This is a genomic window from Streptomyces sp. NPDC046379, from assembly GCF_055587785.1.
This window is the reverse complement of sequence record NZ_JBVJFP010000011.1, coordinates 55778-67552: the sequence shown is the minus strand read 5'-3', so window position 1 is coordinate 67552 and position 11775 is coordinate 55778. Positions and strand designations below refer to the sequence as shown.

12 protein-coding genes are annotated in these 11775 nt (G+C 74.0%); 7 read left to right on the top strand and 5 right to left on the bottom strand.

Annotation, left to right across the window (positions count from 1 at the left end; all coding sequences use genetic code 11):
* Window positions 1–360: 360 nt before the first annotated feature.
* Window positions 361–489 (top strand): hypothetical protein, encoded by a 129-nt coding sequence (locus tag ACZ6KF_RS20140; protein ID WP_356629071.1) that lies wholly within the window; start codon window positions 361–363, stop codon window positions 487–489.
* A gap of 30 nt (window positions 490–519) precedes the next feature.
* Window positions 520–1284, top strand: coding sequence for a bestrophin-like domain (locus ACZ6KF_RS20135; RefSeq protein WP_356629073.1), 765 nt, complete (start codon window positions 520–522; stop codon window positions 1282–1284).
* Window positions 1285–1459: 175 nt separating this feature from the next.
* Here ACZ6KF_RS20135 and ACZ6KF_RS20130 read toward each other — a convergent pair whose 3' ends face one another.
* Window positions 1460–1948 (bottom strand): hypothetical protein, encoded by a 489-nt coding sequence (locus ACZ6KF_RS20130; RefSeq protein ID WP_356629075.1) that lies wholly within the window; start codon window positions 1946–1948, stop codon window positions 1460–1462.
* Between the two features lie 335 nt (window positions 1949–2283).
* Here ACZ6KF_RS20130 and ACZ6KF_RS20125 point away from each other — a divergent pair, with 335 nt between their 5' ends.
* Window positions 2284–2946, top strand: coding sequence for a class F sortase (locus ACZ6KF_RS20125; RefSeq protein WP_469157877.1), 663 nt, complete (start codon window positions 2284–2286; stop codon window positions 2944–2946).
* Window positions 2947–2984: 38 nt separating this feature from the next.
* Here ACZ6KF_RS20125 and ACZ6KF_RS20120 read toward each other — a convergent pair whose 3' ends face one another.
* Window positions 2985–3815: a polysaccharide deacetylase family protein gene (locus tag ACZ6KF_RS20120; protein WP_469157878.1), complete on the bottom strand. Its 831-nt coding sequence runs from the start codon at window positions 3813–3815 to the stop codon at window positions 2985–2987.
* A gap of 116 nt (window positions 3816–3931) precedes the next feature.
* Complete coding sequence (locus tag ACZ6KF_RS20115) at window positions 3932–5113, bottom strand: CapA family protein (RefSeq protein WP_356629081.1); 1182 nt, start codon at window positions 5111–5113, stop codon at window positions 3932–3934.
* A gap of 212 nt (window positions 5114–5325) precedes the next feature.
* On the opposite strand from ACZ6KF_RS20115, the gene ACZ6KF_RS20110 reads away from it, so the two are divergent.
* From ACZ6KF_RS20110 to ACZ6KF_RS20095, 4 genes are all read left to right on the top strand, one after another.
* The gene (locus ACZ6KF_RS20110; protein WP_356629083.1) at window positions 5326–5871 is read left to right on the top strand and encodes a sigma-70 family RNA polymerase sigma factor; all 546 of its coding nucleotides are present in this window, start codon (window positions 5326–5328) and stop codon (window positions 5869–5871) included.
* 136 nt (window positions 5872–6007) lie between these two features.
* On the top strand, window positions 6008–6520 hold the full coding sequence (locus tag ACZ6KF_RS20105) for a hypothetical protein (protein ID WP_356629085.1): 513 nt from the start codon (window positions 6008–6010) through the stop codon (window positions 6518–6520).
* 198 nt (window positions 6521–6718) lie between these two features.
* Entirely contained in the window at window positions 6719–7369 is a 651-nt protein-coding gene (locus tag ACZ6KF_RS20100; protein WP_469239483.1) for a zf-HC2 domain-containing protein, read from the top strand.
* A gap of 167 nt (window positions 7370–7536) precedes the next feature.
* Entirely contained in the window at window positions 7537–8718 is a 1182-nt protein-coding gene (locus tag ACZ6KF_RS20095; RefSeq protein WP_469239481.1) for a PP2C family protein-serine/threonine phosphatase, read from the top strand.
* Between the two features lie 43 nt (window positions 8719–8761).
* Here the strand turns inward: ACZ6KF_RS20095 and ACZ6KF_RS20090 are convergent, their stop codons facing one another.
* Both ACZ6KF_RS20090 and ACZ6KF_RS20085 read right to left on the bottom strand, forming a co-directional pair.
* The gene (locus tag ACZ6KF_RS20090; protein ID WP_469239479.1) at window positions 8762–9625 is read right to left on the bottom strand and encodes an Fpg/Nei family DNA glycosylase; all 864 of its coding nucleotides are present in this window, start codon (window positions 9623–9625) and stop codon (window positions 8762–8764) included.
* A gap of 42 nt (window positions 9626–9667) precedes the next feature.
* Complete coding sequence (locus ACZ6KF_RS20085) at window positions 9668–11764, bottom strand: SpoIIE family protein phosphatase (protein WP_469157882.1); 2097 nt, start codon at window positions 11762–11764, stop codon at window positions 9668–9670.
* Between the last annotated feature and the right edge of the window lie 11 nt (window positions 11765–11775).

The window sequence follows — 11775 nt, the reverse complement described above, 5'->3', positions numbered from 1 at the left end:
GTGTCCGTCGCGGGGAGCCGCACCTGGCCGCCCCCTCCGGGCTGCCCCCACCCCACTCCGCCCCCGACGCCCACACCGACGCCCACCCCTACCCCGACCCCCACCCCGACTCCCCCCGAGCCGACCCCCACCCCGTCTCCGTCTCCCCCGCCGGCCCCACCGCCCCCGCCGCCGAGGCCGACGCCGGCCCCCGCACCGCCCCCGCCGCCCGCGGCCCGCCCGGCACCACCCCCGCCACCGGCCCCCACGCCCTCCACGACCCCCCGGCCGACGCCGGCACCGCGCCCCGAACCGACGCCACCGCCCGCCCCGGCGCCGTCCCCGTCGCCCTCGCCGACCCCCCGCCCCTCGGCGTCCCCCGTGAGCTACCCGGAGTACCGCACGGCCCCGCGCACCCGCACCCGCGGCCGCGGCCACTCCCCCCTCACCCACGTCCTGCTGATCACCGTGCCCGCGCTGGTCGCCGTCGCCGCACTGCGGCCGCGCTGACGGCCGGCCCCAGATCCCCGGAGGATCCCGTTGCCGGAATGGCTTGTTCTCACCCTCGCGATGGTTGCCGCCTGCACCCTGGTGGTGGTCATCACCCTGCTGCGGCACCGCTCGGCCTCCGACGACGAGGACCCCTCGGAGACGCCCGACGTCATCGAGTACATGACGATGTGGATCGGCGTCATCTACGCCATCGTGCTGGGCCTGGCCATCGCGGGCGTCTGGGAGGCCCGCAACGTCGCCCAGGACCATGTGCAGGCCGAGGCCCAGGCGCTGCACGAGATCTCCGAGCGGGTCCGCGTCTACCCGGCCGACGTGCGCAACCGCATCAGGGAGGACGTCAACACCTATGTCGGACACGTCGTGACCGACGAGTGGAAGGCGATGGCCGACAAGGGCGAGGTCACCGAGCGCGGCGCCGAACTGCTGGACCGCATCCGCGCCGGCGTCACGGACTACGAGCCGAGGACGGACTTCGAGGCCCAGGCATACCAGCCGCTGGTCGACCAGGTGGCCGCCGCCGACCAGGCGCGCACCGGCCGGGCCAACGCCACCGGACCGACCATGCCGGGCGTGGTGTGGTTCGGGCTGGTGATCGGGGCCGTGATCACGATCGGGATGATCCTGGCGCTCCAGATCCGGCGCACCCCGCGCGAGCTGATCCTCGCCGCGCTGTTCTCCGCGCTGATCGCGTTCATCCTCTTTCTGATCTGGGACTTCGACGCGCCGTACAGCCGCGGCATCACGGCCACGGCCGACCCGTTCCTCACGCTCTTCCCCGGGGCCGGGGGCTGAACGCCCCTCCCCGGGGGCCGGCGGGGACGCCGGCTCCTGACACCTCGAACCCCGGCGCCCCGCACAGGCCTTCGCCCCGGACGGCCCTCACGGGGTCCGGGGCGAAGGCCTGTGCGGCGTGCGAGGTCGAAGCGTGCGTGCGATGTCGACGTGCGAAGGGAAGACAGCCGCGGCCTCAGAGCGTGTGCCGCTCCGAGCGCCGGCGCATCCAGAACAGCCCGCCGCCGACGACCGCCGCCGCCACCAGGCCGCCGCCGATCGCCATGTCGGTCGGCGTCGCCCCGGTGGAGCTGCTGCCGCCGAGACCGCCGCGGACGCCGCCGATGACGGTGAACGCGGCCGGGCGGGTCAGCGTGCGGCCGGAGCAGTTGACGGTGATGTCGTACGAGCCCGGACGGGCGTTGCTGTGGATGGTGGCGGTGCCCTTCGCGGTCTCGTTGGCTCCGTGGATCGGCGTCAGGGTGGCGGTCGAGAACGCGCCGGACGTCATGGTGCCGCCCTTGGGGCAGCCGTCGACGGTGACCGTCAGCTGGCCGCCGCGGGCGATGACGCTGGGCAGGGCGACGATGTTGCTCGGTGTGTCCCACGCGACGGCCGCCGGGGCGGCGAGCCCGAGGGCGGCGACCGCGGCGGCAGAGACCGCCAGGGCACGAGAGTTGCGCATGTCATCCTCCGCGGAAGACGCCCCGGGACCCGTCCCCGGTCGATCGGCGAGAAAGCGTCTCCCGCAACGACCCTCGATCGCCCGGGACGCGCCCGCATGTCGGGAATGGTCCGTCCTGGTGAGACAACACGCCGGGCGAAAAGCACACAATCGGATATTGTCGCAGGTCACGGACCGTCAGGAAATTTCTGTGCGCGGCAACTCGGATGGCGCACCCGAAGGCCGCAGCGGCCACCCGTTCGTCTCCGCCCCCGTCGCCGGTTCCCGGCACTGCGCTTAGCGTTCTGTCATGCGCGAATGACGTGGCGACGGCCGCGTCGAGAGGGGATTGCCGAATGTCTGTTGCCGAGCTGGCCGAAGAGGAGGAGCGGCGGAGGAGGCGCGCCCCGTGGGGCGTGATAGCGCTTGTTCTGCTGACCGGTCTCGCGCTCATTCGGAATGGTTCGGGCGAGTTCGACGTCGGGCCGCCGCAGCCCGCCCCGGCCGCCGCCGCGGACGCCCGCACCACCCCGGACACCTTCCTCAACGCCCCGCAGCCGCTGCCGTACTCGGTGCCCGACCGGGTCAGGATTCCCGCCATCCAGGTCGACGCGCCGATGATGCCGGTGGGCCTGGACGCCGAGGGCTGGGTGGACGCGCCGCCGCCGGAGGACCCGAATCTGGCGGGCTGGTTCACCGGCGCGGTGGCGCCCGGTGAAAAGGGCACCGCGGTGGTGGTCGGCCATGTCGACAACCAGCGCGGCCCGGCGGTCTTCTACGGTCTGGGCGCGCTCAAGCGGGGAAACCTGGTGGAGATCACCCGGCAGGACGGGAAGACGACGGTTTTCGAGATCTACGGCGTCGAGGTGTTCGAGAAGAACAATTTCCCCGGGGACCGGGTCTACGGTTCCAAGGGTGCCGCCGAATTGCGGGTCATCACCTGCGGCGGCGGTTTCTCCCAGCAGAACGGCTACGACGGCAATGTGGTCGTCTTCGCCCGCCTGGTCGAGGTCCGCTGAGCGGGCCCCGGCCGGGCGGGCGCGGGCCGTGCGGACGCTCACGGCCGGTGCCGACGGGGCACGGTGACGCGGTAGCCGTCGTCCAGCAGGCGCGGCAGATAGTCGCGCAGCGCCCGTACGCTCTGTGAGCGGTCGCCTCCGGCGTCGTGCGAGAGCACCACCACTCCGGGGGCGGCGCCGTTCTCCACCCGTTCGGCGATGGTGCGCGCGCCGGGCTCGGTCCAGTCGAGGGTGTCGACCGTCCAGGCGAGGGGTTCCATGCCCAGTTCGGCGCCGAGCTGGAAGGCCGCCCGGTTCCAGGCCCCGTAGGGCGCGCGGAACCAGCGGGGGCGCTCTCCGCAGGCATCCTCGACGACGTCGCTGGTGCGCTCCATCTCGGAGCGGATCCGGCCGCGGCCGAGCCGGATGAGCAGGGGGTGGGACCATGTGTGGTTGCCGACGACGTGGCCGTCGTCCGCCATCTCGGCGATCAGGTCCTTGCGGGCGGCGGCCATCTCCCCGCACACGAAGAACATGGCGCGCACGTCGTAGGCGCGCAGGGTGCGCAGGACGTCGGGGGTGTAGCGGGGGTCGGGGCCGTCGTCGAAGGTCAGCACGATGGTGCGGCCCGCGCCGGACACCCGCAGCAGCGGCGCGCGGCGTACCAGGGTGCGGGTGGGGGCGGCGGCGGGCGGACCGTATCCGGCCAGGGGCTGGAGTCGGTGGGCGGAGGGCTTGAGCGGGCGGCGCGCCGGGGGCCCGGCGGCCGGGGCGGGGGCCTGCCCGCCGCCCGTGCCCAGGCCGAGCAGCCCGCACGTCCCGGCCGCGCCCAGGGCGCCGGCGCCGAGGAGCAGGGCACGGCGCCGCGTCGGCAACTGGTCCTTCGTCATGACTCATCAGTCGCCCACCGCGGACCCGACGCACCACAACGACACCGGGGCGGCGGTGCGAAAGCACCCGTGCGGCCCATGCCTCGCCCGTCGGCCGGGAGGGCCCGGCGCGGTTGTCATCGCCCCATGACCAGCCCGTCCTCGGCCGCGCCCCGGCTGAGGACCACCCGCCGGATGCGGTCGCGCACGGCGGTGAGGTCGGCGCCCTCGGCGAGCGCGGAGTTGAGGTTCACCACGCGGCCGGCGTCGACGTCGAACCACTGCGGCACGAACTCGGCCCGGGTCACCCGCCACCGTTCGCCGGGCCGGGCGGGCGGGGCGAAGGTGAAGCGGCCGACGGTGGACTGGTTGCCGCGCGGGTCGGGCAGCCGCTGGTGGTTGGTCATCTCGCCGGCGATCTGGTCGCCCATCCCGTAGATCACCCAGGTGCCGTTGACCTTCTCGTACGCCTGCGGGACGTGGGCGTGGGTGCCGACGATGAGATCGATGTCCGGCCGGCCCCGGGTGGCGGCGGCGGTGAGCGACCGGGCGAGGGAGAGCTGCCGCTCGTCCGGCTCGTCCTGCCACTCGGTTCCCCAGTGCAGGGAGACGACCACCACGTCGGCGCCCGCCTGCCGGGCCGCGCGGGCGTCGGCGACGATCCGGGTCCCGTCGATCAGGTTGACGGCCCAGGGCCGGTCGGCGGGGAGGGGGTGGCCGTTGGTGTCGTAGGTGTAGGCGAGGTGGGCGACGCGCGCCGGGCCGGCCGGGATGATCGTCGGGGTGTGCGCCTCGGCCGGGGTGCGCGCCGACCCCGCGTGCCGCACGCCGGCCCGGTCGAGGGCGTCCAGGGTGCGGCGGATGCCGTCGGCGCCGTCGTCGAGGCTGTGGTTGGAGGCGGTGGAGCAGCCGTCGTAGCCGGTCTCGGCGAGCGCCAGGGCGACCTCGGGCGGGGACTTGAACAGGGGGTAGCCGGTGTAGTGGCCCGCCTCGCCGTAGACGGTCTCCATGTGGCACAGGGCGAGGTCGGCGCGGGAGACGACCGGCCGGATGCCGGAGAGCATCGGCCCGAAGTCGTGGCCCCGGCCGCCGGCGTCGAAGGCCGCCTGCTCGATGACCGAGGTGTGCGGGAGGACGTCTCCGGAGGCGACCAGGGTGAACCCGCGCGCCTCGGCGGAGGCCTCGGCGGACGGGGCGGGGGCGGGACGGCCCCGCGCGGCGGGCGGTTCCTCGCTCCGGGCCTGGCAGGCGGCGGCCGCGGCGAGCAGGGCCGTGAGTGCGAGGGCCGCCTGCCGTCTGCGTGCGATGGATACGAACATCAGCTCACCCCAATGCAGTCGTATTTACGCACAAATAGGTACGAAGTTGGAGCCGTGGCCAAACTGCCCCAGGGGCCCCTTTAACCCGTCCGGTGTGCGCGGGCGGCGGCCCGGAACCGTTCATCGAACCGTTCATCGACGGTTTCGACCGTCCGTCGCAGCACCGTGTGCGCGCTCTGTCCGGATACGGCTCCCTGGGGTGACATACGGCCATGACGGCCGGAACCACCATGACCAACGGGACGACCGCCGAACACGAGCTCGCCGCGCTGCAGCGCGAGCACGGGCGACCGCTCTTCGCCCTGCTGCTGCGTCTGTGCGACGGCGACCGGCAGCGGGCGGAGGACCTTGTGCAGGAGACCCTGGTACGCGCCTGGCAGCATCCCGAGGCGCTGCGCGCCGACGCGTTCGACTCCGTACGCCCCTGGCTGCTGACCGTGGGGCGGCGGCTCGCGATCGACGCACGGCGGGCCCGGCAGGCGCGCCCGCCGGAGGTCGGCGACGCGATCCTGGAGAACGCGCGGGTGTGCGCGGACCACGCCGAACGGTCGGCGGCCACCGTCGACGTGCGCGAGGCTGTGAAGACTCTCACTCCCGAACACCGTGAAGTCCTGATGCTCATGTACTTCCAGGGGGCGAGCGTGGCGGAGGCCGCCCAGGCCCTGGGCATTCCGCCCGGTACCGTGAAGTCCCGCGCGTACTACGCGCTGCGCGCCCTGCGCCGGGTGCTTCCGGGCTACGCGGCCGACCTGCGGTGAAACCGACAGCCGGGTCAAGCCTCCGTAAAGTGCCTTGCCGATGACCCCCATGGGGTAATCGGCTGTCCTCATCCGTGTTCCGGACCAGGACCCGGGGTCGGGCCACGCGCCACGCACCGGAGGAAGGCAGGAAGGGATGCAGCACAGAGGTGAGCAGAGCACGGAGGGGGCCGACGGCGGTGAACTGACCGTCCCGATGGCCTGGTTGTACGCCGAGTACATCGCCGACGAGCTGCTGCGCAGCGGCGATCTGATGCCGCCGACGTCCTTCGAGTTCCGCGCCGGGCGCGACGCGCTGGCGCTGACGGTCTTCCTGGCCGACACCGGGGGCGGGCCCGGCATCGAGGTCGTCTCCCAGCTGGAGACCTGGCTGGCGCTGACGGCGTACGACCAGCCGTGGCAGGACTGGGTGGGCGAGCGCATGGCCCGGTTCGCGCAGCGGGCCGCCGAGTCGGGCGGCCCGGCGCCGGACCTGGAGCTGGCGGAGGCGGCCTGGCGCTGGCTGCGGGAGACCGAACTGCTCGCGCCCGACCTGAACGCGGTGCCGGGCGGCGGTGCGGTGATCGGCGAGGAGGACGGGCCGAAGGTGTGGACGCCCGCGTGGCAGCTCGGCCTGCCCCTGGGGCATCTGGCGATCCATCTGTTCTGACCCGGCGCCGGGTGTCGTGCCGGTCCTCCGCCGGACCGCTCGGACGGCCGCGGGGAATCCCCGTCGCCGGCCGGTCCTCCACTGGGGCCGCGCCGAATCGTTCGGGTCGCGAGCGGAATACGGCGTGAGTGATTCCGCGTGGCGGTGCGTACGGGTGGATGAACGAAGTGACTCCCACCCACGGCACGAGGATGCGGCATGAGGTCCCTGGAGAGGCATCGCGACGTCGGCGCGTACACGCTCGGCGTGCTGGACGAGGCGGACGCCTTCCGTTTCGAGGACCACCTGACCGGGTGTCCCGGCTGTGCCGTGCAGCTTTCGGAACTCCGCTTCGCCGCACGGCAGTTGATGCTCTACCGGCGGGCGACGCCGCGGGTCGTGCACCCCGTGGCGGGCCCCGGGCCCCGGCTGCTGGACCGGCTGCTCGGCGAGGTCGCGGCGCGACGGCGGGCGGGACGCCGGCGACTGCTGTGCGCGGTGGCCGCGTCGGCCGTCCTGGCCGTCGCCGTCCCGGCCGTCGCGGTGATGGCGCAGGGCGGCGGCCGCGCCCACCGGATCTCCGCGACCGACGAGCGCTCCGGGGTGTGGGCCCGGGTCACGGCCGAGGACCAGGCGTGGGGCAGCCGGGTGCGGCTGGACGTGCGCGACGCGGCCGGCCCCCGCGTCTGCCATCTGGTCGCCGTGGGCCGCGACGGCTCGGAACAGACCGTCACCACCTGGACCGCCCCCCGCCACGACGCCCGCCTCCGCACCACACACGGCGGCGCGGCCCTGCGCCCGGCGCAGATCGACCGCTGGGAGGTGCGCACGGCGACGGGGGAACGACTCGTGGCCCTCGATCCGCGCTAGACCCGCGTCCGACCGCTTCCCGCCCCACTCGGACGCGGGCACGGCGGGGGCCGCCCCGCGCGCCGACGCCGGCGCGGTTGACCCGGCCGCCCCTCCCGGCGGGCGGGGCGCCGGGGCCGGTGTGAGACTGCCCGTGGGCCGAACCGGCGCCGGCGAGGGGAGATCAGGTGACGGCTGCGGAGACCGGCGACGGGCTGCTGGAGGACTTCCTGGCCGACCCGGGCAACGCCGCGCTGGACCTGAACACCGCGGTCGCCCGCTGCTCCAGGGCGCTCGGTCTCCCGCACTGCGTTGTCCATCTGGTGGACGTCCAGCAGCGCGTGCTGGTGCCGCTGAGCGAGGCGGCCGTCCCGCTGGCCGTCGACGGCTCGCTGGCCGGCTGGTGCTACCGGACCCAGTCGCTGCGCGTGGAGGAGTCGGAGACCACCGGCCTGACCGTGTGGCTTCCGCTGCTGGACGGCGTGGAACGGCTCGGCGTACTGGCCGTGCACACCCCGGCGCTCACGCCCGTCATCCTGCGCCGCAGCCGCAGCCTCGCCACCCTGCTGGCGATGATGATCACCTCGAAGCGGGCGTACAAGGACACGTTCGTGCGGCGCACCCGCACCGAGCCCATGCGCCTGCCCGCCGAGATGCTGCGGGCCTTCCTGCCGCCGCGCACCATCGGCACGGCGCACGTCGTCTCCACGGCCGTGCTGGAGCCCGCCTACGACCTCGGCGGCGACGCCTTCGACCACTCGCTGACCGATACGGCCCTGCACGCCTGCGTCTTCGACGCCATGGGGCACGACCTGGCCTCGGGGCTGACGACCTCGGTGGCGATGGCCGCGTGCCGCAACGCCCGGCGTGTGGGCACCGAGCTGCCCGAGCTGGTGAAGTGCGTGGACGACGCGCTGTCGTCCTGGCTGCCGGACGGGTTCTGCACCGGCGTCGTCGCCCGGCTCGACCTCACCGACGGCCTGCTGCGGTGGTGCAACTGCGGACATCCGGCGCCCCTGCTGATCCGGGACCACCGGCTGCTGGTGGACGCCATGGAACGGGACGCCGACCCGCCGATGGGCCTGCCGGCGCTGCTGGCCGGACGGTCCCGGCAGGTCCACGAGATCGCCCTGCAGCCCGGCGACCGGGTGCTGATGTACACCGACGGGGTCACCGAGGCGCGCACCCGCGACGGCAGTCTGTTCGGACTGGAACGGTTCGCCGACTACGTCATCCGGGCCAGCGCCACCGGCGAACTCGCCCCGGAGATCCTGCGGCGGCTGATCCACTGGATCCTCGACGCCAACCCCGGCCGGCTGAGGGACGACGTGACCATCCTCATGTTCGAGTGGCACCCGCCGAACGGCTGACCCGTGGGCGGTCGCCTCAACGCCCGGGACCGCCCCCCGACGGTCACTTCAGCAGTCGGGACAGCCGCCGGTCCGCCAGCGGTTTCCCGCCCGTCTGGCAGGTGGGGCAGTACTGCAGCGAGGAGTCGCTGCAGGACACCTCGCGGACGGTGTCGCCGCACACCGGGCAGGGCTCGCCGGTGCGGCCGTGGACGCGCAGGCCGCTCTTCTTCTCCGCCTTCAGCCGCCCGGCGGCCAGCCCTCGCGAGCGCTCCACGGCCTCGCCGAGGGTGGTGCGCAGCGCCGCGTGGAGCCGCTCGACGTCCTCGGGCGTGAGGGAGGCGGTCGGCTTGAACGGCGACATCCGCGCCGCGTGCAGGATCTCGTCGCTGTAGGCGTTGCCGATGCCCGCGATCAAACTCTGGTCGCGCAGGGCGCCCTTGATCTGCCGGCGTTCTCCGGCGAGCAGCGCGCCGAGGCGGGCCGCGTCGAAGTCGGCGGCGAGCGGGTCGGGGCCGAGCCGGGCCACGCCGGGCACCTCCTGGGGGTCCCGCACGACGTACACCGCGAGCCGCTTCTGGTGCCCGGCCTCGGTGAGATCGAAGCCGGCGCCGGTGTCCAGGGCCACGCGCAGCGCCAGTGGGCCCTTGCCGGGGCGGGGCGGGCCGTCGGGGAGACGGTCCTTCCAGTGCAGCCAGCCCGCACGGGCCAGATGGGTCACCAGATGCGGGCCGCCGGCGGTCCCGACGTCGAGGAACTTGCCGTACCGGCGCACCTCCGCGACCTCGTGGCCCTCGACGGCGGCCGGCGGCGGGTCGTACGTCTTGAGCACGCTCACGGCGACCGGCAGCACCCGGACGATCTCCCGCCCGACCAGGTGCTCGGTCAGGAAGTCCTTCAGCGCTTCGACCTCGGGAAGTTCCGGCATACGTCCAGGGTGGCCATTGCGCGCCGCCCCCGCCACGCGGGCTCAGTCCCCGTCCCGGTCCGCGTCCCCGTCTCCGTCCGGCACCGCGAACTCGCACCACACGCACTTGCCGCCGCCGCGCGCCTCCACGCCCCACACCTGCGCGAGCAGGTCGACCAGGAGCAGGCCGCGCCCCGAGACCCCCGACTCCCCCGCCTCCCGGCGGCGCGGCAGGGCGCTGGAGGAGTCCTCCACCTCCACCCGCAGCCGGCGTTCGCCCCCCGTGAGGTTCCGCAGGGTCAGGATGGCGGCGCCCTCGGTGTGCATCAGGGCGTTGGTGATCAGCTCGTCGGCGACGAGTTCGACGTCGTCGGCGCGGTCGGCCGCGCCCCAGGCGCGGGCCGCGGCACGGATCATGTGCCGGGCCTCGCGCAGCGCCTCCGGGTCGCCGGGGGCGACGTGCTGCTGGAGGCGTCCGCCGGTCTGCGGGGTGTCCGGCCCGCGACGGCGCAGCAGGAGCAGCGCCACGTCGTCGTCGCCGCCGCGTTCGTCGGCCATGCCGATGAGCACGTCGGCGAGCCGGCGGACGTCCCGGGGGCCGGAGGCCATGAGGGCGGTGAGTTCCCGGAAGCCGTCGTCCAGGTCGGTGCCGGGCTGTTCGACCAGGCCGTCGGTGCAGAGCAGGAGCGTGTCGCCGGGGTCGAGTTCGAGGGTGGCGACGGGGTACTCCAGACTGCCGAACTCGGCGGACAGCCCGAGCGGCAGACCGCCGGCGACCGGGACGCGGCGGCAGTCACCCGCGTCGTCGCGGATCAGCGGATCGATGTGACCGGCCCGCACCGCCTGGACCACCCCCGTGGCCAGGTCGGCCTCCGCGTACAGGCAGGTGGCGAAGCGGTCGGTGTCCAGCTCGTGCAGGAAGACGGAGGCGCGGGCCATGACCGCGGCGGGCGTGTGGCCCTCGGCGGCGTAGGCGCGCAGCACGATGCGCAGCTGGCCCATGACGGCCGCGGCGTGCGTGTCGTGGCCCTGGACGTCTCCGATGACGGCCCCGACCCGCCCGCCGGGGAGCGGGATCAGGTCGTACCAGTCGCCGCCGATGTCCCGGCCGAGGGAGGCCGAGCGGTAGCGGACGGCGACGTCGGCGCCGGGGACGCTGGGGATGGTGCGCGGGAGCATGGCCTGCTGGAGGCCGGTGGCGAGGTCCTTCTCCTGCTCGTAGAACATCGCCCGCTGGAGGTTTTGCGCGATGCTGCTGCCGAGCGCGACGAGGATGTTGCGCTCCTCGGGCGTGAACCCGCTGCGGTCGTTGTAGAGCAGGCCGATGGCGCCGATCGGCCGCGCCTGGACGATGAGCGGCAGATAGGCGGCGGCGGTGACGCGCAGGTCGGTGAGGTGCGGCCACAGGATCGGGTAGCCGCGGGCGAACTCCTCCGGCGACTCGATGAACCGGGGGGTGAGAGTGCGGACGACCTCGCTCATCGGGTACGGCTCGTCGATCCGGGTGACCAGGGTGCCCGGCACGAAGCTGCCCTCGGGCCCCTCGGCGACCAGCCGGATCCGTCCGGCCTCGACCAGGCCCATGACCAGGCTGGTCGCGCCCAGGTGGGTGACGCCGTAGGTGTCCTTGAGCACGTCGATGACGTCCTGGACGGTGCGGGCGTGCGCGAGGGCGGCGGTGGTGACCTGGATGACGTCGGTGCGGTCGAGGCGGGTGTCGGCCGGGACCATGACGCCGTGGGTCGCCGGGTCGCTCAGTTCCTCGGTGGCGTCGCGGACGATGCCGATGATCCTGGTCGGCCGGCGCGAGGCGTCGCGGCGGATGTAGCCGTGGGTGTGGGTCCAGCGCAGGGTGCCGTCGCGGCGGCGGACGCGGAAGTAGGCGGCGTAGTTCTCGCTGCCGTCCTTGATGGCCTGGGCGACCATGGCGTCCAGGCGCTGGTTCTCGGTCGGCGGCACCCGGACGGCCAGGCCCTCCGGCCGGCCGTTGAACTCGCCGGGCAGCAGATCGAAGATCTCGTGCGCCTGGGCGTCCATGTGGAACAGCCCGGCGTCCAGATCCCAGTCGAAGCTGCCCATGCGGTTGAGCGCCAGAATCGGATCGGCGTGGGCGGGCCAGTCGTCCGGGAGTGACTGGGCGCTCGCTCCCCGATCAACCATGCGCCCACCTT